General features: G+C 68.8%; 17 protein-coding genes. 14 read left to right on the top strand and 3 right to left on the bottom strand.

All coding sequences use genetic code 11. From position 1 onward, the window contains the following. Positions 1 to 12: 12 nt before the first annotated feature. The gene (locus tag ACGFNJ_RS29445) at positions 13 to 1653 is read left to right on the top strand and encodes an MFS transporter (RefSeq protein ID WP_393455132.1); all 1641 of its coding nucleotides are present in this window, start codon (positions 13 to 15) and stop codon (positions 1651 to 1653) included. 32 nt (positions 1654 to 1685) lie between these two features. Here ACGFNJ_RS29445 and ACGFNJ_RS29440 read toward each other — a convergent pair whose 3' ends face one another. Continuing rightward, positions 1686 to 2159, bottom strand: coding sequence for a potassium channel family protein (locus tag ACGFNJ_RS29440; protein WP_393455129.1), 474 nt, complete (start codon positions 2157 to 2159; stop codon positions 1686 to 1688). 221 nt (positions 2160 to 2380) lie between these two features. On the opposite strand from ACGFNJ_RS29440, the gene ACGFNJ_RS29435 reads away from it, so the two are divergent. The 8 genes from ACGFNJ_RS29435 (at position 2381) to ACGFNJ_RS29400 (ending at position 13382) form a co-directional block, all read left to right on the top strand. Next, positions 2381 to 3748: a hypothetical protein gene (locus ACGFNJ_RS29435; protein WP_393455126.1), complete on the top strand. Its 1368-nt coding sequence runs from the start codon at positions 2381 to 2383 to the stop codon at positions 3746 to 3748. Then, positions 3745 to 5595, top strand: coding sequence for a glycoside hydrolase family 15 protein (locus tag ACGFNJ_RS29430; protein ID WP_393455123.1), 1851 nt, complete (start codon positions 3745 to 3747; stop codon positions 5593 to 5595). Before ACGFNJ_RS29435 ends, ACGFNJ_RS29430 begins: the two co-directional genes overlap by 4 nt. 113 nt (positions 5596 to 5708) lie before the next feature. Then, a complete protein-coding gene (locus tag ACGFNJ_RS29425; protein ID WP_393455120.1) occupies positions 5709 to 6938 on the top strand; it encodes a cysteine desulfurase family protein in 1230 nt (409 codons plus the stop codon). Then, complete coding sequence (gene mnmA / locus ACGFNJ_RS29420; protein WP_393455117.1) at positions 6938 to 8059, top strand: tRNA 2-thiouridine(34) synthase MnmA; 1122 nt, start codon at positions 6938 to 6940, stop codon at positions 8057 to 8059. Before ACGFNJ_RS29425 ends, mnmA begins: the two co-directional genes overlap by 1 nt. A 171-nt stretch (positions 8060 to 8230) precedes the next feature. Next, positions 8231 to 9322: a methionine synthase gene (locus tag ACGFNJ_RS29415; protein ID WP_393455114.1), complete on the top strand. Its 1092-nt coding sequence runs from the start codon at positions 8231 to 8233 to the stop codon at positions 9320 to 9322. 126 nt (positions 9323 to 9448) lie between these two features. After that, positions 9449 to 11554 carry an NAD-dependent DNA ligase LigA gene (gene ligA, locus ACGFNJ_RS29410; protein ID WP_393455111.1) on the top strand — a complete coding sequence of 702 codons (2106 nt, stop codon included), beginning with the start codon at positions 9449 to 9451 and terminating at the stop codon, positions 11552 to 11554. Positions 11555 to 11655: 101 nt separating this feature from the next. After that, positions 11656 to 12351, top strand: a complete 696-nt coding sequence (locus ACGFNJ_RS29405) for an SDR family NAD(P)-dependent oxidoreductase (protein WP_393455108.1) — start codon at positions 11656 to 11658, stop codon at positions 12349 to 12351. Further along, complete coding sequence (locus ACGFNJ_RS29400; protein WP_393455105.1) at positions 12348 to 13382, top strand: S-adenosylmethionine:tRNA ribosyltransferase-isomerase; 1035 nt, start codon at positions 12348 to 12350, stop codon at positions 13380 to 13382. The genes ACGFNJ_RS29405 and ACGFNJ_RS29400 overlap by 4 nt, the downstream gene beginning before the upstream one ends. A gap of 22 nt (positions 13383 to 13404) precedes the next feature. Here ACGFNJ_RS29400 and ACGFNJ_RS29395 read toward each other — a convergent pair whose 3' ends face one another. Then, on the bottom strand, positions 13405 to 13749 hold the full coding sequence (locus ACGFNJ_RS29395) for a hypothetical protein (protein ID WP_393455102.1): 345 nt from the start codon (positions 13747 to 13749) through the stop codon (positions 13405 to 13407). A gap of 266 nt (positions 13750 to 14015) precedes the next feature. On the opposite strand from ACGFNJ_RS29395, the gene ACGFNJ_RS29390 reads away from it, so the two are divergent. The 3 genes from ACGFNJ_RS29390 to ACGFNJ_RS29380 all read left to right on the top strand — a co-directional run bounded on the left by ACGFNJ_RS29390 (position 14016) and on the right by ACGFNJ_RS29380 (position 16203). Continuing rightward, on the top strand, positions 14016 to 15242 hold the full coding sequence (locus tag ACGFNJ_RS29390) for an ATP/GTP-binding protein (protein WP_393455099.1): 1227 nt from the start codon (positions 14016 to 14018) through the stop codon (positions 15240 to 15242). A gap of 39 nt (positions 15243 to 15281) precedes the next feature. Continuing rightward, a complete protein-coding gene (locus tag ACGFNJ_RS29385; protein WP_069163226.1) occupies positions 15282 to 15626 on the top strand; it encodes a hypothetical protein in 345 nt (114 codons plus the stop codon). A 67-nt stretch (positions 15627 to 15693) separates the two neighbouring features. After that, positions 15694 to 16203 carry a GNAT family N-acetyltransferase gene (locus ACGFNJ_RS29380; protein WP_393455095.1) on the top strand — a complete coding sequence of 170 codons (510 nt, stop codon included), beginning with the start codon at positions 15694 to 15696 and terminating at the stop codon, positions 16201 to 16203. A gap of 117 nt (positions 16204 to 16320) precedes the next feature. Here the strand turns inward: ACGFNJ_RS29380 and ACGFNJ_RS29375 are convergent, their stop codons facing one another. After that, the gene (locus tag ACGFNJ_RS29375) at positions 16321 to 16971 is read right to left on the bottom strand and encodes an amino acid-binding protein (RefSeq protein WP_393455092.1); all 651 of its coding nucleotides are present in this window, start codon (positions 16969 to 16971) and stop codon (positions 16321 to 16323) included. 380 nt (positions 16972 to 17351) lie between these two features. On the opposite strand from ACGFNJ_RS29375, the gene gatC reads away from it, so the two are divergent. Both gatC and gatA read left to right on the top strand, forming a co-directional pair. After that, positions 17352 to 17651, top strand: a complete 300-nt coding sequence (gatC, locus tag ACGFNJ_RS29370; protein ID WP_393455089.1) for an Asp-tRNA(Asn)/Glu-tRNA(Gln) amidotransferase subunit GatC — start codon at positions 17352 to 17354, stop codon at positions 17649 to 17651. Continuing rightward, a complete protein-coding gene (gene gatA / locus ACGFNJ_RS29365; protein ID WP_393455086.1) occupies positions 17648 to 19120 on the top strand; it encodes an Asp-tRNA(Asn)/Glu-tRNA(Gln) amidotransferase subunit GatA in 1473 nt (490 codons plus the stop codon). The genes gatC and gatA overlap by 4 nt, the downstream gene beginning before the upstream one ends. Positions 19121 to 19147: the final 27 nt, after the last annotated feature.

Here is a 19147-nt window from a genome sequence, read left to right as displayed (position 1 = left end):
CGCGGCCGCCTGATGAACCACGCGGAAAGGCTCCCGACCGAGCGCGGTTCCACCCTGGTGCTCGCGGTCCTCGCCGCAGGCCAATTCCTGATGACGTTGGACAGCTCGGTGATGAATGTGTCGATGGCGAGCGTTGCCGCCGATCTCGATACCCCGGTGACCGGCATTCAGACGGCCATCACGCTGTACACGCTGGTCATGGCGACATTGATGATCACCGGCGGCAAGGTCGGCAGCATGCTCGGCCGCAAACGCGCGTTCGCGGTCGGTCTCGTCGTCTACGGCGCGGGTTCGCTGACCACCGCCCTCGCCCCGAATCTCGCTGTGCTGCTGCTCGGTTGGTCACTGCTGGAGGGCCTCGGCGCAGTGCTGATCATGCCCGCGATCGTGGCGCTGGTCGCGGCGAACGTCCCGCCCGCGCGTCGGGCGGCGGCGTACGGACTCGTCGCCGCGGCAGGTGCGTGCGCCGTTGCGGTCGGACCGATGATCGGCGGCGCGGTGACAACGTTCGCGTCGTGGCGCTATGTGTTTCTCGGCGAGGTTGTCCTTGTGCTGGCCATCCTGCTGGTGCTGCGTCGGGTCGCCGACGTCGCGCCCGTAGCGGTCCGGCTCGACCTGGTCGGCTCGGCGTTGTCGGTGCTCGGCCTCGGCGCTGTCGTGTACGGCGTGTTGCGGTCCAGCGATTGGGGTTGGGTCCGCCCCAGACCGGTTGGGCCGCAACTACTCGGCCTGTCCCCGGTGATCTGGTTGCTGCTCTCGGGACTGGTGGTGCTCTACGGATTGCTGCGGTGGGAGGTCCGGCTGGCCCGCATCGGCCGGGAGCCATTGATCGACATCGCGTTGCTGCGGCACCGGCAACTCGTCGGCGGGCTGGCGATGTTCTTCGCGCAGTTCCTCGTTCAGGCGGGCGTCTTCTTCGCAGTACCGCTGTATCTCTCGGTGGCGCTCGAGCTCACCGCGGTCGAAACCGGACTGCGGGTGCTGCCGTTGTCGGCCGCGCTGGTGCTGGCCGCCGTTGGCATCCCCAAGATCCGGCCGCGCGCTGATCCGCGCCGGGTCGTTCGGCTCGGGCTGATATCGATGGTTGTCGGCATCACCATTCTGGTCGCGGGTCTCGACCCCGGCGCAGGCGCCGAAGTGGTGTTGATCCCGATGGTGTTCCTGGGTTTTGGACTCGGCGCGCTGTCCTCGCAGCTCGGCGCGGTCACCGTCGCCGCAGTCCCGGACGTGCGCAGTGCCGAGGTCGGCGGGCTGCAGAACACGGCGACCAACCTCGGTGCCTCCTTCGGCACCGCGTTGATCGGGTCGGTGTTGATCGCCGCGCTGATCGGTGCCGCGCGCACCGGGATCGACGACAACCCCGCGGTGCCTGCCCCTGTGCAGGAGCAGATTACGACGCAACTGGCGGACGGCGCCTCGTTCGTATCCACCACGCAACTGCGGGAGGCGCTCGCCGCGGCCGGTGTTCCGCAGGCCACCGCGGACGCGATCGTCTCGGTCAACGCCGACGCTCGGCTCATCGCGCTGCGGGCGGCCCTGTCCCTCGCCGCACTGCTTGCCGTCGGGGCGCTGTTCGGCACCGGTCTGATCCCGAAACGCGCCGTCGGGTCTCCCGCACCCCCCGAGTGCACCCAGTCAGGAGGCGAAAAATGATGTCGTGGAGTTACTTTCGCTACGTCAGTGGCTCATTCTTGGTCGGAACGCGGAGTGGGCTCGTCGGCCCGCAGCTCGGCACGGCGCACTTCGGCCGACGCGGTCAGCAGCCGCAGCGCCAACCCGATCAGGATCAGATTGCCGATCATCTGGATGAGCACGACCACCCTGGCCGCCTGCGACGTTGCCACGATGTCCCCGAAGCCGACCGTCGCGAACACCGTGACACAGAAGTACAGCGCATCGATCTTCGTCAGCGGTGCGCTGAAGCAGGCCGGATCGCCCGCGGACAGCGTGAAATACACCGTGGCATAGCCGATTACGTAGCAGCCGAAAATGGCGACCGCCGCTGCCAATGCACGTGCCAGCGGACGGTCGGCGCGCAGCACGGCACGAATCTGCCACACAAAAATGACGCACGTCGCGACCGCTTCGACAATCAGCAGTATTGCGGTCCTGATATCGCCGATTCGGGTGAACGGCAGCAGGAAATAGGCAATCAACAATATGAAAACCGCCGCGATGGCAACCATTACATCGCGCCGGGACCGACGGCGGCGGTCGAGTGTCGACGGAATGTGCGAATTCTGTCCGGTGGGCATGGAGGCAATCCCTTTCGGCCGACCGGCTGCCGGATCGAACTGGGCAGCGCGCACGCGAACTATCCGTTTCGACCCTACGCCGGAATTCCGGTGGCGGCCATTCTGTTCCGGAATCGAGGACGACGATGAACGTCGACAACCAGAGTCAGGAACTGCCCGACCCGCAGAATCCCGGTGCGCTCACCGCAGACGAACGTGCTGAACTCGAGCGGCTGCGCGCCACCGTCGGGGTACGCACGCACCGGGTCCGGCGCACCCTTCGCTGGACCGCGGTGGGAATCCTGTTGCTGATCATGGGGATTGCCGTCGCGGGGTCGGTGGTCGCGCGCTTCTGCCGAAGCGAAATCCTCGACACGGACCGCTATGTCGCGACCGTGCGGCCGTTGGGAGCAGATCCGGCGGTGCACGCCGAACTCGCCGACCGGATCACCGCGGCCATCGTCACGCGGGTCGATATCGAAGGGGCGACCGCGAAAGCTGTTACGGCACTGACCGATAACCTGCCGCCACAGGCTGCCGATCGCCCACTCGTGACGGAGGCATTGCGCCGCCTGCCTCCGTTGATTGCCGCCCAGAGCGAGACCTTGATTCGACAGACCGCTCTGAGAATGGTTTCCAGCGACGAATTCGAACAGCTCTGGGTCGTCGCGAACCGTCGAGCGCACGAGGCGCTCGTCGCGGTGCTCACCGGCCGGACCAGGCCCGGTGTCGCGATCGATGACCAAGGCACCGTGAGCATCTCGCTGAGCGCCATCCTGACGGCCGTCCGCCAGCAACTCGACGAACGCGGAATCACCTTCGGCGACAGGCTGCCCGACGTCGATGCGCACTTCGTCCTCTTCCGCTCCCCGGAGCTGATCAAGGCGCAGCAGGCCGTTCGGACGCTCGATCGGTTGGCGAATGTCCTGCCATGGGTCGCGCTGGCCGCTGCGGCCTGCGCACTGTGGCTGACTCCCCGGAAACACCGAACCAGGACGCTCGCACTGGCCGGATCGAGCGCCGCGCTGGCGATGGTTGCGCTGGCGGTCGCGCTGATCATCGGGCGCCGCGTCTACCTCGACGCGATACCCGCGGAGCTCCTCGCACCGGACGCCGCGGCGGCGGTGATCGACGCGGTCTACGCGCCGCTACGCGGGAGCCTGCGCGCGGTGCTGGCCCTGTCCGTGATCATCGCGGTGGCGAGTTACCTTGCCGGGCCGTCGAACTCGGCCCGCTCGGTGCGCTCCGGCGGCGCGAGCGCACTCGCGGCCGTGCGCAGACCGCGCCGTGGCGAGCCGAACCAGATCGAGACCTTCACCGCGCGATACCGGGTGCCGTTGCGCGTGGCGATCGTCACCGTCGCCGCACTGACGGTGGTGTTCTGGCACTTTCCCACCGGTCTGGTCGTGGTCGCCATCGCACTGACCGCCGGGATCCTGCTGCTGGCAGTGGAGCTGGTGGCCCGGCCCCCGGCTGATTCCGAAACCCCAAGACAACAAGGAGAATCCGCATGACCGACGCACCGGCAATCGCCGACCACGGACTGATCGGCGACCTGCAGACGGCCGCACTGGTCGCCACCGACGGAACCATCGACTGGTACTGCTGCCCCCGTTTCGACTCGCCCAGCGTCTTCGGGGCGCTGCTCGACCAGGAACACGGTGGGCACTGTCGAATCCAGCCTTCGGTCCGCCCCTATCGGAGCACCCAGCTGTACTTCCCCGACACCGCGATTCTGATCACCCGGTTCCTGACCGAGGACGGCACCGGCGAGGTGTGCGACTTCATGCCGCCCATCCTCGGGCGCGGGCCGACGGACAACCATCGGCTGGTGCGGACCGTGCGCTGCGTGCGCGGACGCCTGACCTTCGACCTCGATCTGCTGCCCGGCTTCGATTACGGCCGCCAACCGCATTCCCTCAGACAGACCGAGGACGGCGTCGTCTTCGACGGTGGCGACCACAACATGACCGTGCACGTGGTGCGAGAACCGGACGACGCCAGGCTCGCCCAGATCCACACCACCGAGGACGGTCGCGTCTACGGCTCGTTCACCCTCGAGGCCGGCCAGACGCGCGGGATCGTCCTGGAGTCGGCCGCAGCGGGACCGCCACGGACGATCCGGCCGGACGAAATTGCGCAACTGTTCCACAGCACGGTGCGCTACTGGCACTCGTGGCTCGCGCGATCGACCTATCGGGGTCGCTGGCGTGAGGCCGTGCACCGCTCGGCGATCACCCTCAAGCTCCTCACGTACGCGCCGACCGGTGCCATCGTCGCGGCGCCGACCGCCGGGCTGCCCGAACAGATCGGCGGCGAGCGGAACTGGGACTACCGCTACACCTGGATCAGGGATGCCTCGTTCGCCGTGCACTCGCTGCTCGCCCTCGGATTCACCGAGGAGGCAGCGGATTTCGCCCGCTGGCTGCGTAATCGCTATCACGAGTCCGATGGACGGTTACGGATCATGTACCGGGTGGACGGCTCACCGGAACTGAGCGAGGAAGTCCTCGACCACTGGCCGGGCTATCGCGGTTCCCGTCCGGTGCGGATCGGCAACGACGCGTCCGGTCAACTCCAACTCGACATCTACGGCGAGCTGCTCGACGCCATCTATCGCGCCGACCAGCGTGGTCTGCGCATCGGGCACGAGGGCTGGCAGGACGTCACCGCCCTGCTCGACTGGCTGGCGTTCAACTGGGATCAACCGGAGGAGGGAATTTGGGAAACCCGCGGCGGGCGCGCCGATTTCAGCTACGGCCGACTGATGAGCTGGGTGGCCTTCGACCGCGCCATCCGCATCGCGACGACCCACAGCCTGCCCGGTCCGATCGAGCAGTGGCGTGCCGAGCGCGATCAGATCTACGCCCAACTGTGGGAGCGGGGCTGGAGTCCGCATCGGCAGGCCTTCGTCCAGCAGTACGCCTCGGAGGTACTCGACTCGTCGCTGCTGCGCATGGTGAAGGTGGGGTTCGTCGCACCGCGTGACCCACGCTGGCTGTCCACCTTGACTGCGATCACGGAGGAACTGGTCACCGATAGCCTGGTCTATCGCTACGACCCGGCGGCGGCGCCGGACGGACTGCGCGGGGCCGAGGGCACCTTCTCGCTCTGCACCTTCGACTACGTCAATGCCCTCGCCCGCGCCGGCGACGTCGACCAGGCCCGCCTGGTCTTCGAGAAAATGCTCACCTATGCCAACCACGTAGGGCTCTACGCCGAGGAGATCGCCCTCACCGGGGCACAGCTGGGCAACTTTCCGCAGGCCTTCACCCACCTTGCCCTCATCGATGCCGCGCTCACGCTGGACCGAGCGATGGATGGGACGAGACCGGACACCAGGCCGACCACGGCGGCATAGGCGAATCTTGCTCGGTCCGTCGGCCGGGCAAAACGGACACTTCGGCGTGTCGGCGGTCTGTCAAGATCGGCCGGGAATAATGGGGAACCGGGTCCCGCTATCCTTTATTGGTCATGAAGGCGGGTTTTTCGGGTCCGGTCCACGGTGTAGCGGCCCAGACGGTCTACCTCGATCATGCGGCCACCACACCGATGTTGCCTGCCGCGGTCGAGGCGATGACGGCTGCCCTGCGGCAGGCCGGGAACGCGTCGTCGCTGCACGGGTCGGGGCGCGCCGCGCGCCGGACGCTCGAGGAGGCGCGCGAGTCGATCGCCGCCGATCTGGGCGCGAGGCCCTCCGAGGTCATCTTCACCTCCGGCGGCACCGAAAGCGACAACCTGGCCGTCAAGGGGATCTACTGGGCGCGCCGCGACGCCGAGCCGCGCCGGACCAGGATCATCGCCAGCTCGGTCGAGCACCACGCGGTGATCGACGCCGTCGAATGGCTGGAGCGGCACGAGGGCGCGCGGGTGACCTGGCTGCCGGTGGACGCGCAGGGCGTCGTCTCGCCGCGCACGCTGCGCGCGGAGCTGGCCGCGAACCCCGACGACGTCGCGCTCGTCACCGTCATGTGGGCGAACAACGAGGTCGGCACCATCCAGCCGATCGGTGAATTGGCCGCCGTGGCACGAGAATTCGGGGTGCCGATGCACAGCGACGCGGTGCAGGCCGCCGCGCAGTTGCCGATCGACTTCGCCGCGAGCGGATTGTCCGCGGCCAGCTTCGCCGGGCACAAGGTCGGTGGACCGCACGGCATCGGCGTGCTGCTGCTCGGCAGGCAGGTGCCGTGCGTGCCGCTGCTGCACGGCGGCGGGCACGAGCGCGACCTGCGCTCGGGCACCTCGGATACGGCGGCGGCGGTCGGACTGGCCACCGCGCTGCGTCAGACCGCGGCCGAATTGCCGGTCCGCACTGCGGAATTGACCGCGTTGCGGGACGCACTGATCGACGGCATCCGGGAGATCGTGCCCGAGGTCGTGCTCAACGGCGCGCCTGGCGACCGGCGACTGCCCGGCATCGCGCACTTCACTTTCCCCGGCTGCGAAGGCGATTCGCTGCTGATGCTGTTGGACGCGGCGGGGATCGAATGCTCGACGGGGTCGGCCTGCACCGCGGGTGTCGCCTCGCCGAGCCATGTACTCATCGCAATGGGCGTCGAGCCGTGGCAGGCGCGCGGATCGTTGCGATTTTCCTTGGGGCACACCTCGACCCGCGCCGATGTCGACGCGTTGCTGATGGTGTTGCCCCAGGTGGTGGAGCGGGCCATGGCCGCGGGTCTGGCCGGCGCGAAGGGAGGTGTGTGATGCGAGTACTTGCCGCGATGAGTGGTGGTGTCGATTCGGCTGTGGCGGCGGCGCGTGCTGTCGACGCTGGTCACGAGGTGGTCGGCGTGCATCTGGCGCTGTCCGCGTCGCCGGGCACACTGCGCACCGGGTCGCGCGGTTGCTGCTCGAAGGAGGACGCGGGGGACGCGCGCCGGGCCGCGGATGTGCTCGGAATCCCGTTCTATGTCTGGGATTTCGCCGACCGCTTCAAGGAAGACGTGATCGACGATTTCGTCGCGGCCTATGCGGCGGGCGAGACGCCGAACCCGTGCCTGCGGTGCAACGAGAAGATCAAGTTCTCCGCGCTCGCCGACCGTGCGGTGGCTCTCGGCTTCGACGCCGTGGTCACCGGCCACTACGCGCGGCTCGAGGACGGCGTGCTGCGCCGTGCCGTCGACGCCGACAAGGACCAGTCGTATGTGCTCGCGGTGTTGAACGCGGAGCAGTTGTCGCGCGCCATGTTCCCGGTCGGTGACACGCCGAAGCCGCAGATCCGCGAGGAGGCCGCCGAGCGCGGGCTCGCGGTCGCGAACAAGCCGGACAGCCACGACATCTGCTTCATTCCGTCCGGCGACACCCGCGCCTTCCTCGGCGCGAAGATCGGCATCAGGCCCGGCGCCGTTGTCGATGCCGACGGCACCAAGCTCGCCGAACACGAAGGCGTGCACGGGTTCACGATCGGCCAGCGGAAGGGGCTCGGGCTGCCTGGTCCTGCTGCCGACGGCAAGCCGCGCTACGTCACCGGGATCGATCCCGAGTCCGGCACCGTTCGCGTCGGCTCGGCCGAGGACCTGCAGGTGTGGACCGTCGAGGCGGAGCGCGCGATCTGGACCTCCGGCGTCACGCCGGACGGGCCGATCGAGTGCGTGGTGCAGGTGCGTGCGCACGGCGGTCTCGCATCGGCGACCGCCGAGGCCGTCGGCGCCGGACTGTCCGTCCGGTTGCACGAGCCGCTCACCGGGGTGGCGCGGGGCCAAGCGGTCGTGCTGTACCGCCAGGATGCCTTGGGCGACCAGGTGATCGGCAGCGGCACCATCTCCGGGACCGGCACCGTCGCAGGCGCGCGGGTCGGCAGCGACGCCAGCTCCGGTACACGGTGAGGCGGCCTGCGGGCGTCTGATCGACTCAGCTCTTCCGACGAGCGGTACCGGTCGGCGATGATGCTGTCGGGGCGTGCACAATGCATCGGGTCCGCAACTGCCCCCTGCGCCACGGAATCGTCCTGCCGCGCAGAGTGAACCAACCGACAGGAACGGACAACGGTGCACGAGATGGAACGGCTGGACGACGACGGTTTCACCGTCCAGGGACACGGGAGCGAACCGGAGCTGCGCGGAACGCCCGCGCTGCGCGGCGGGATCGCGACCGGCGTCGGCTCGTGGCCAGGCATCGATCCGCGGGAATCCGCGACCACCATCCTCGGTGAGCTACCCGACCTTCCACATCTGGTGGAGCTACCCGGCCGCGGCGTCGGCGCCGACATGATCGGCCGCGTTTCGGCGCTGCTGGTCGACATGCGATTCGACACCACCACCCGCGGGTACCGGTTGTCGCCGCGGCCGGGTGCGGTGTCCCGGCGCGCGCGTGACCTGTTCCGCGCCGACCTCGACGCGCTCGAAGAGGCTTGGGAGACAGCGGGTTCGGCAGGCACCGGCAGGCCGATCAAGCTGCAGGTGGCAGGCCCGCTGACGCTCGCGGCTCAGGTGGAGCTCCCCAGCGGACACCTGGCGCTCACCGATCCTGGTGCGCTGCGCGATCTTTCGGAATCCCTGGCCGAGGGCCTCGTCGGTCACGTCGCCGAGATCCGCAAGCGACTAGGCGCGCAAGTACTGCTGCAACTGGACGAACCGGCGCTGACCGCGGTGCTCGCCGGCTCGCTGTCCGGCGTCAGCCTGCTCAACACCGTCCGTGCGCTACCGGAACCCGAGGCGAGCAGCATCCTCGACGCGGTCATCACCGCCCAATCCGCGCCGGTCGTGATCCACAGCTGTGCCGAGCCGCCCTCGCTCGCCTTCCTGCGCGGAAGCGCAGCCGCCGCAATCGGTTTCGACATCGCCACGGTCGCAACCCGCGATCTCGACAGCATCGGCGAGATACTCGACTCCGGCAAACAGCTGGTTCTCGGCCTCGTGCCGACCACGCCGCCGCCGACCCCGCCGACTTGGCGCACCATCGCCGAACCCGGTGTCCGCCTCATCGACCGCCTCGGCTTCCCGCGCACCACCCTGGCCACCCAGGTCCTGGTGAGTCCCGCCTGCGGCCTCGCAGGCGCCCCGCTGACCTGGGCCCGCAAGTCCCTCACCCTGGCCGCCGAGGTGGCCCGCGCCTACGCCGAAGACCCGGAGTCGCTCAGCTTCGAGTGAGGCCGGTGCCCGCCGAGACAACCGGACGGCCGACCGGCGTCGGACGAGGCGCACTGGTTCATTACGTACCGCGACGTGCGCGAACACTGCCGTGGGATGTCGGTGGGCTCGGCTAATGTGCGTTGGGTGAGTGAACGTGACAGTGCGGCGGCCTCGGCGACGGCAGCGCAGCGGGTGCAGTGGCAGCAGCTCGCGGATGAGGTGCGCGAGCATCAGTTCCGCTACTACGTGCGCGACGCTCCGATCATCACCGACGGAGAGTTCGATGCGCTGCTGAAGCGGCTGGAGGCGATGGAGGAGGCGCATCCCGACCTGCGCACGCCGGATTCGCCGACCCAGCTCGTCGGCGGCGGGTTCGCCACCGACTTCACCACCGTCGATCATCTCGAGCGGATGTTGTCGCTGGACAACGTGTTCAGCCTCGACGAGCTGCGCGCCTGGGCGAGCCGGGTGGAGGCGGAGACCGGGCCGGACCTGCACTACCTGTGCGAGGTGAAGATCGACGGTGTCGCGCTGAACCTGGTCTACGAGAACGGGCGATTGGTGCGCGGCGCCACGCGCGGCGACGGACGGGCCGGCGAGGACGTCACCCTCAACGCACGCACCATCGACGACATCCCCGGCGAGCTCACCGCCAACGACGAATTCCCGATCCCGGCCCTGCTCGAGGTGCGCGGGGAGGTGTACCTGCGCCTGGTGGACTTCGAGGCGCTCAACGCCTCGATCGTCGCCGAAGGCAAACCGCCGTACGCGAATCCGCGCAATACCGCCGCCGGGTCGCTGCGGCAGAAGGATCCCGCGGTCACCGCGCGGCGCAACCTGCGGATGATCTGCCACGGGTTCGGGCGACTGGAGGGGTACACCCCGTCGTCGCAATACGAGGCCTATCGAGCGCTCGCGTCCTGGGGTCTGCCGGTCTCCGCGCACACCAGGCGGGTCCAGGGCATCGACGCGGTGGTCGAGCGCGTCGCCTACTGGGGCGAGCACCGTCACGACATCGAGCACGAGATCGACGGCCAGGTCATCAAGATCGACGAGATGGCCTTGCAGCGCCGCCTCGGCGCGACCTCGCGCGCGCCGCGCTGGGCGATCGCCTACAAGTACCCGCCGGAAGAGGCGACGACGAAACTGCTGAACATCGAGGTGAATGTCGGCCGCACCGGCCGGGTCACCCCGTTCGCGGTGATGGAGCCGGTGTCGATTGCGGGGTCAACCGTCGCGATGGCGACGCTGCACAACGCCTCGGAGGTCAAGCGCAAGGGCGTGCTGATCGGCGACACCGTCACCATCCGCAAGGCGGGCGACGTGATCCCCGAGGTGCTCGGCCCGGTGGTCGACGCGCGCACCGGCGCCGAGCGCGAGTTCGAGATGCCGACGCACTGCCCGGTCTGCGGCACCGAACTGGCGCCGGAGAAGGAGGGCGACGCCGACATTCGCTGCCCCAATCAACGGTTCTGCCCGGCGCAGTTGCGCGAGCGGGTGTATCACGTCGCCGGACGCGGCGCCTTCGACATCGAAGCGCTCGGTGAGCAAGCCGCGAACGACCTGCTCGCCTCCGGTGCGATCGTCGACGAGGGTGACCTGTTCGACCTCGACGAGGCAGCGCTGCTCACCACCACGCTGTTCGTGAACAAGAACGGCAGCCTGTCGGCCAATGGCAAACGGCTGCTGGAGAATTTGGCGCTGGTGAAGGACCGGCCGCTGTGGCGGGTGCTCGTCGCCCTGTCCATCCGGCACGTCGGCCCGACCGCCGCGCGGGCGCTGGCCGCGGAGTTCTACAGCATGGAACGCATCGACAACGCCTCGGTGGAGGAGCTGGCCGCCGCGGAGGGTGTCGGCCCGACCATCGCCGCCGCGGTCGCGGAGTGGTTCACCGTCGACTGGCATCGCGTCGTGGTGGAGAAGTGGCGTGCTGCGGGCGTACGGATGGAAGACGAGCGCGACGAGTCCATCGAACGCAACCTGGAAGGCCTCTCGATCGTGGTCACCGGCTCGCTGCAAGGGTTTACCCGCGACGGCGCCAAGGAGGCGATCCTGGTGCGCGGCGGCAAGGCCGCCAGCTCGGTGTCGAAGAAGACCGCGTTCGTGGTGATCGGGGACGCACCGGGATCGAAGGCGGCCAAGGCGGAGGAACTCGGGGTGCCGATCCTCGACGAGGACGGGTTCCGGCAGTTACTGGCCGAGGGCCCGGACGCGCTTGCGCCCGCGGCGGCCGAGGAGGACGACGAGTAGTCGCCGGCGGACGGTCGCGGTCCGCCGACGGCGAACAGCACTTGACCTGAACCATGCTCGAGGTATGACGATCGACTGGTAGGCACTACCAGGAGGTCGACATGGATCTTCCCACGGCCCTGATCACCGGCGCCTCCGCCGGATTCGGGCTCGCACTCACCCGTGCACTCGTCCGGCGTGGCTGGTGGGTGATCGGCACAGCCAGGCGCGCCGAACGGCTGGACCGGGTAGCGGAAGAACTCGGCGCCGCGTTCATCCCCGTTCCCGGTGACATCACCGACCCGGCACATCGCGCACTGGTGACCGAGTCCGTCCGCGGCACCGGCGAACTGACGCTGATCGTGAACAACGCGAGCAGGCTCGGCCCCAGTCCGCTGCCGCGGCTGCTCGACTACCCGCTCGACGAACTCGAGCTGGTGTACCGGACGAATGTCATTGCCCCGCTTGCGGTGCTGCAATCGACGCTGCCGCTGCTGCAGCCAGGCGGCGTCGTGGTCAACATCAGCTCCGACGCCGCGATCGAACCGTATCCGCAATGGGGCGGCTACGGTTCCGCCAAGGCCGCGTTCGACCAGCTCACCGCCGTGCTCGGCGCCGAGCACCCGGACGTGTCGATCTACTCCTTCGATCCCGGCGACATGCGCACCGAGATGCATCAGGCCGCCTTCCCCGGCGAGGACATCTCCGATCGCCCCGAACCCGAATCGGTGGTCCCCGCGCTGCTGCGGTTGCTCAGCGACAAACCCAAGAACGGTCGTTATGCCGCAGCGGATTTCACGATCGGACAGCCGCGGTGACGGCACTGCTCGACACGCGCTCCTTCGTGCTGCCACCCGAGCGCAACGCCACCGCACCACCGGAGGCCAGGGGACTGGCGCGCGACGATGTCCGCCTGCTCGTCGCCGGAGCGGGCCTGACCCACGCCCGATTCCGTGAGCTCCCGTTCCACCTGCGGCCGGGCGACCTTGTGGTGGTGAACAATTCGGCGACGCGCAGCGCGGCCGTCGCCGGCCGCATCGAGCGCCGCCAGGTCGCAGTGCATTTCGCGACCTGGCTCGACGACGGCGGCTGGGTCGTCGAGATTCGCACCACCGCACGCACGCCCTTTCCCGCCGGAGAACTGTCGGCAGGCACGGTCATCCAGCTACCGGAGGGGGCACGGGCCACGCTGCGCGAACCATGGCTGCCCGGCGCGCGCCGCCTCTGGGTGGCCGAGGTCACCGTCGATCCGCGCGACCTGATGGGCGTCTACGGCTCTCCGATCACCTACGCCTATGTGCCACAACGATGGTCCGCGTCCTACTACTCGACGGTCTTCGGGCGCATCCCTGGCAGTGCGGAAATGCCAAGCGCGGCAAGGCCGTTCACTGAACATCTGGTCCTCGACCTGATTGCGGCCGGTGTCGCGATCGCGCCGATCACCCTGCACACCGGCGTGTCCTCACCGGAGGCGGGCGAGCCGCCGAGCCCGGAACGCTGCACCGTCTCGGCGGCGACCGCCCGCATGGTCAACGACGCGAAGGCGGCGGGCGGGCGCATCATCGCCGTCGGCACCACCGTCACCCGCGCCCTGGAAACCGCCGCCGATCCGCTGGGCGCCGTGCGTCCCGTGCACGGCTGGACCGATCTCGTCCTCGGTCCCGACCGCCCGGCGCGCGTCGTCGACGGGTTGATCACCGGCTGGCACGCGCCCGGTGCGTCGCACTTGGACCTGCTCGTCGCGGTGGCCGGATCATCGACCGTCGAAACGGCCTATGCCGCCGCGCTGGACACCGGCTACCTGTGGCACGAATTCGGCGACAGCGCGCTGCTCTTGCGGGAGCGGTGATCACTGAGGTGGACGGCTGTGCTCAGCTGACGGAGACGGTGGAGCTGAGCTGGCCCTGGAGCGGGAATCGACCACACTGACCGTTCGCCAGGTCCATCGTCTGGGTGATGGTCTTGGTCTTGGTCTGCTTGAGGGTGACCTCGGCGTGCACGGTCGAGGTGGGCATCGAGCAGATCTTCGAGACGACGGGGTCGCTGTAGGTCGCCGTGCCGGACTGGCAGATGTTCGTGCTGTTGCCGAAGAAGACCCGCGCCGAGGCGCCCTCGCACGGGTTGTCGGCGACGGCGGACGGCGCGACCACCACGATCGACCCCACCGCGATGGCACCGGCGACGGCGCCTCGAATCACCAGACGACGAACCGTCATACCGATCACTACCCATCCGTTTCGAGCGTTTACCGAACAGCGGCACACGAGCAACTCGTGGCGCCCAGCATGTTAACCCGCCACCAGCGACTTTGTCGGGCGATCGACCTGGTCGCGCGCTGCCGACGACCCGGCTCATGCGCAGACGCTGAGGTTATATGCAACGGCTATGACCAAGCTCGGCGCCGGCGGGCCGACCGAGAAGCCCTGCCGTCGCGGCGCGGCGGCGAGGACGACAGGATGGCGGGATGCTGCGCAGTTTTCAGGTGACCAATCACAGATCGCTGGCCGAGGGGCAGGAGTTGCGATTGACCAGGGGGAGTGGTCCGGTTGCGGTGCCGGTGACCGCGATCCACGGCGCCGCCGCGGCGGGCAAGACGAACCTGATCGACGCGCTCGCCCAGATGCGTGACGCCGTACTGCATTCGGTGACCGGCTGGGATCCCTACGCCGGGCCGGTGCGCGCACCGCACCTCGGATTCCCGGACCGCCCTTCGGAATTCGTGGCGGGTTTCGTCGCCGAGGGAGTGCCTTACACCTACGGCTTCCGGCTCGACAATGCCGACGTGACCGCCGAGTGGCTGCACACCCAGCCGCGCTCACGCAAGCGAATCGTGTTCGAGCGCAACGGGGATCAGATCAAGATCGGCCCGATGTTCGAGGCCGCGCGCTACGGGATCGCCGCGCTGGTGCCGCTGGTGCGGCCGAATGCGTTGTTGCTCAGCCTCGCAGGCCAGATGTACGCCGACGCGCTGGTGCCTGCCTACCGCTGGTTCGAGTCGATGCTCGAGGTGCAACTCGGTCCGGCGGACCCGGCGGCCGTCGCGCACCGGCTCGGCGGGCACGTCTCTCGCTCGGCGGAGAACGCCGCGCGCCTGCTGATGTTGCTGCGCACCGCCGAGCTCGGCATCACCGATCTGCTGATCGCCGAGAACGATCCGATGTACGCCGACTACCTGCGTGACCTGGACGCCGACATCGCCGCGATCGGCAAGCAGATCGAACTGTGCGCCACCTCGCCCGACCACGCCGACCAACTGCTGCGCGACAACGGCGTCACGCCGCTGCTGCTCGAGCGCGAGCTGACGAACCTGAAGGCCGCCAGGGACGCGCTGTACGCGCGCATGGTGGCGCGCCGCGGTGTCGGCCTCGGCCTGGTGCACGACGGCATCGCCAATCCACTCGACATCACCGACGAATCCACCGCGACCGTCTCCCTGCTGCGCTTGCTGCCGACCATGTTGGACGCGCTCGACTCCGGCCGGGTGCTCGCCGTCGACGATATCGGCGCGCACCTGCCCGCCGAGGAGACCGACCGGCTGATCCAGCTCTTCCAGAACCCGGAAACCAATTCCCGTGGCGCCCAACTGATCTACACCACCAACAATCGCGCTCTGATCGATCGCGGCAACGGCCGCTCGGCGCGAACCCGCAGCGTGGTCTGGCAGGTTCGGCGCACCGAGCACGGCACCAGCGAGCTCGCCACCGTGTAGCTGCGCGGGTTCGTCCGGCGCAGGCAATAGCATGGGGCCATGCTCGAGTTCGGAATGCTGCTGATCATGGTTGTCGCCGTGGCGGGCATGGTCATGCTCTATCTGCGCGGCCGTGGCGCGTTCCGGCCCGCGGTAGCCGAAACCGGCACCCTGCATGTCACGGGGGTGAGTCCGCGCCCGGACGCACTCGGCGAGCAGTACGTGACGATCACCGGCACCCTGTCCGGTCCGACCGAGCCGGGCACGGTCGTCTACGGTCGCTTCGCCTGGGACGTCAACGCCTGGCCGTCGATCGGTGACGCCATCACCGTGGTCTACCCGTCCGGCAAGCCGGAACGCTGGCAGATCGCGCATCCCGGCGCCCGGCCGAGCCTCGGTTCCTGACGATCGATTCGCCCCGTCCGGTACGTGTGACGTAGACCGCTCTACGTCGAATGGCACGATGCCTGGTATGGATGCGAAGGAGACGGGGCTGATCATTCGGCCTGCCACGCCGGACGAATACGCGGCGATCGGTGAGCTGACGGTCGAGGTCTACGTCGGGGAAGGCTTTGTCCGAGAAGGCAGTCCGTACGCGGACGAGCTCGCGGACACCGGCCACCGGGCCGCCGCCGCGGAGATTCTGGTGGCAGTCCACGCCGATCGCATCGTCGGCTCGCTCACCGTCGCCAGGCCCGGCAGCCCGTACGCGGAGATCGCCCGTCCCGGCGAACTCGAGTTCCGCATGCTCGCCGTCGGCAAGTCGGCTCGCGGCCTCGGCGTCGGGACCGCGTTGGTACGCAACGTCATCGAGACGGCACGGGCGGAAGGCTTCGACGCCGTCGCCCTGACCACCATGCCGGTCATGGCCGACGCCCGCCGCATCTACGACCGCCTCGGCTTCCGCCACGTCCCCGACCGCGACTGGTACACGAACGCAGGCGAACTCCTCACCGTCCTCCGCCTCGACCTCACGGACTAAGCACGGTTGCACGCCGATCCGCACTCATTCTGTCGATCCGCACTCGTTGTAGCAGCCCAGAACAGGTGCGGGTCCACAGAAGTGGTGCGGATCCCGAGAGGGAGTGCGGGTGTTCGCTCAGCCGAGGACGGTGGCGACTATTCCTGCGAGGTAGCCGAGGCGTGCGACCTCCGATGGCCGGAAGTCGGGCCCGCCGGGGCGGCCGAGCAGCAGCACCTTGCCGGTGTTGCCGAGCGGCGCGGCGGCGAGTTTGGTGTCCATGTCGCGCCAGATCTCCGGCACCCATTCGGCTTCGGGATCGAGGACGGCGGGCTTCTCCAGCGGCATCCACGGCGCCGAACCCGCTTGTGTCTCCGGCGCACTCGGGCTGCCGACCACGCGGTAGGCGCCCTGCGGGCCCATGTCGATGATGGTGCTCCAGCCGACCCGCAGCACCCGGGGCACGCCGTCGACGAGCACCTGCAGCCGGTCGTCGCGGGCGCTGGCGACCTGGTCGATGAGTTCTAGTTCGCGGTGGGTGTCCAGCACGCCGGAGTACGGGCGGATGGAGTCGACCCGGACGTCGCCGATGGATTCGGCGGCGGTGATGAGGGTGTCGGGCAGCGCGCCCTGCGGTACCTCGACGACGAGATCGTCGACGGCATAGCCGGCGCCACGCTCCACCACGTCCAGCGAGAGGATGTCGGCACCGACGGAGCCGAGTGCGAGCGCGAGGGCACCGAGGCTTCCCGGTCGATCCGGAAGTTGCACGCGGAGCAGATACGACACGTGCGTTCCTTTCCTAGGGCGGCCGAGGGGTTCTGAACGGATACCCGGGTCAGCCAATACTTACACCCCATAGCCGTCGTTATCGAGTCGAAGTACGGCCAGTGATGCACGCCACGCGGCAAATTCGTCCCATCGCGGCGTGTCGCTCTAGTTGCGAAGGTGTGTCGCAAGGGTGTGCCGACCACCGTGTTCGCAGTCCGGCCACTCGTCGAGTGACGCCGCGCCGCGTCCGCAGAGAACTTACCCTGTCCGCGCCGCCGTGGTGCGCGGACTGCGGCCGGAGTCCGTTCGGCGCCTTCCATTAGGCTGTGTTGGTTGCGCCGCGCCGTCGCGCGCGGCGATTGTGAACTGTTGACACCAAAGCCGAAAGGGGTCCCGCGGTGCCCGCCATCTCCCGTGACGAGGTCGCACACCTCGCCCGGCTGTCCCGGCTCGCGCTGTCCGATGCCGAACTGGATCAGTTCGCCGGCCAGCTGGATTCGATCCTGAGCCACGTGCGGACCATTTCCGAGGTCGCCGCCGCCGACGTCCCGGCCACCGCGTCGCCGAATCCGACGGCCAACGTGACCAGGCCCGACGAGGTCGTGCCGTGCCTGACGCCCGGCGAGGCGCTGTCCGGCGCACCCGCGGCCGAGGAGCAGAAGTTCATGGTCCCGCAGATTCTGGGAGAGGCCGAATGAGCGACCTGACTGCGTTGTCTGCGGCCGACTTGGCCGACAAGATCCACGCACGCGAGGTGTCCTCGGTCGAGGTCACCAAGGCGCACCTGGATCGGATCACCGAGGTCGACGGCGAGTACCACGCGTTCCTGCACGTCGCGGGGGAGCAGGCACTGGCAGCGGCCGCCGCGGTGGATGCCGAACTCGGCTCCGGCGCCGCGCCCGCGTCGCCGCTGGCCGGAGTTCCGTTGGCGCTCAAGGACGTTTTCACCACCACCGACATGCCGACCACCTGCGGATCGAAGATCCTCGAAGGCTGGGTCTCGCCGTACGACGCGACGCTGACCACGCGGCTGCGCGCGGCGGGCATCCCGATCCTCGGCAAGACCAACATGGACGAGTTCGCGATGGGCTCGTCCACCGAGAACTCGGCATACGGCCCGACGCGTAACCCGTGGGACACCACCAGGATTCCGGGTGGCTCCGGCGGCGGCTCGGCCGCCGCGCTCGCGTCGAACCAGGCGCCGCTTGCCATCGGCACCGACACCGGCGGCTCCATCCGTCAGCCCGCCGCGGTGACCGCGACCGTCGGCACCAAGCCGACCTACGGCACGGTGTCGCGCTACGGCCTGGTCGCGTGCGCGTCCTCACTGGATCAGGGCGGCCCGTGCGGCCGCACCGTGCTGGACACCGCGCTGCTGCACGAGGTGATCGCGGGCTACGACCCGCGCGACTCCACCTCGCGCAACGTGCCGGTGCCGCCGGTGGTCGCCGCCGCGCGCGACGGCGCCAAGGGCGACCTGAGCGGCGTGAAAGTCGGTGTGGTGAAGGAACTTCACTCCGACAGCTACCAGCCAGGCGTGCTCGAATCCTTCGATGCCGCCGTCGCGGTGCTGAAGGAACTCGGCGCCGAGGTGATCGAGGTGTCGTGTCCGCACTTCGAATACGGCCTGGCGTCCTACTACCTGGTGATGCCTTCGGAGGTGTCGTCGAACCTGGCGCGCTTCGACGCGATGCGCTACGGCCTGCGCGTCGGTGACGACGGGACGCACAGCGCCGAGCAGGTCATGGCGTTGACCAGGGCCGCAGGCTTCGGCCCCGAGGTCAAGCGCCGCATCATGATCGGCACCTACGCGCTGTCGGCGGGTTACTACGACGCCTACTACGGCCAGGCGCTGAAGGTCCGCACGCTCATCGCGCGCGACTTCGACAAGGCCTACGAGCAGGTCGATGTGCTCGTCTCGCCGACGAGCCCGTTCACCCCGTGGAAGCTCGGCGAGAAGGTCGACGACCCGCTGGCGATGTACCTGTCCGACCTGTGCACGCTGCCGACCAACCTGGCCGGACATCCGGCCATGTCGGTGCCGTCGGGCTTGAGCAAGGACGACGGCATGCCGGTCGGCCTGCAGATCATGGCTCCGGCGCTGGCCGACGATCGGCTGTACCGGGTCGGTGCGGCCTATGAGGCGGCTCGCGGCGCTATCGCCTGAGCACCCCAGCTACGACTTCGCACAGCC

The sequence above is a fragment of the Nocardia sp. NPDC049149 genome (genome assembly GCF_043197455.1).
Taxonomy (GTDB): Bacteria; Actinomycetota; Actinomycetes; order Mycobacteriales; family Mycobacteriaceae; genus Nocardia.
The sequence above is the reverse complement of the archived record's forward strand: the minus strand, read 5'-3'. Positions and strand labels throughout refer to the sequence as shown.

Bases quoted from the DNA above. Each gene is read 5' to 3' on its own strand.
- ACGFNJ_RS29385 (WP_069163226.1), top strand. From the start codon at position 15,282: ATGCTCGAGTTCGGAATGCTGCTGATCATGGTTGTCGCCGTGGCGGGC.
- gatA (WP_393455086.1), top strand. From the start codon at position 17,648: ATGAGCGACCTGACTGCGTTGTCTGCGGCCGACTTGGCCGACAAGATC.
- ACGFNJ_RS29430 (WP_393455123.1), top strand. From the start codon at position 3,745: ATGACCGACGCACCGGCAATCGCCGACCACGGACTGATCGGCGACCTG.
- ACGFNJ_RS29380 (WP_393455095.1), top strand. From the start codon at position 15,694: ATGGATGCGAAGGAGACGGGGCTGATCATTCGGCCTGCCACGCCGGAC.
- mnmA (WP_393455117.1), top strand. From the start codon at position 6,938: ATGCGAGTACTTGCCGCGATGAGTGGTGGTGTCGATTCGGCTGTGGCG.
- ACGFNJ_RS29435 (WP_393455126.1), top strand. From the start codon at position 2,381: ATGAACGTCGACAACCAGAGTCAGGAACTGCCCGACCCGCAGAATCCC.
- ACGFNJ_RS29395 (WP_393455102.1), bottom strand. From the start codon at position 13,749: ATGACGGTTCGTCGTCTGGTGATTCGAGGCGCCGTCGCCGGTGCCATC.
- ACGFNJ_RS29445 (WP_393455132.1), top strand. From the start codon at position 13: ATGAACCACGCGGAAAGGCTCCCGACCGAGCGCGGTTCCACCCTGGTG.
- ACGFNJ_RS29415 (WP_393455114.1), top strand. From the start codon at position 8,231: ATGGAACGGCTGGACGACGACGGTTTCACCGTCCAGGGACACGGGAGC.
- ACGFNJ_RS29405 (WP_393455108.1), top strand. From the start codon at position 11,656: ATGGATCTTCCCACGGCCCTGATCACCGGCGCCTCCGCCGGATTCGGG.
- ACGFNJ_RS29425 (WP_393455120.1), top strand. From the start codon at position 5,709: ATGAAGGCGGGTTTTTCGGGTCCGGTCCACGGTGTAGCGGCCCAGACG.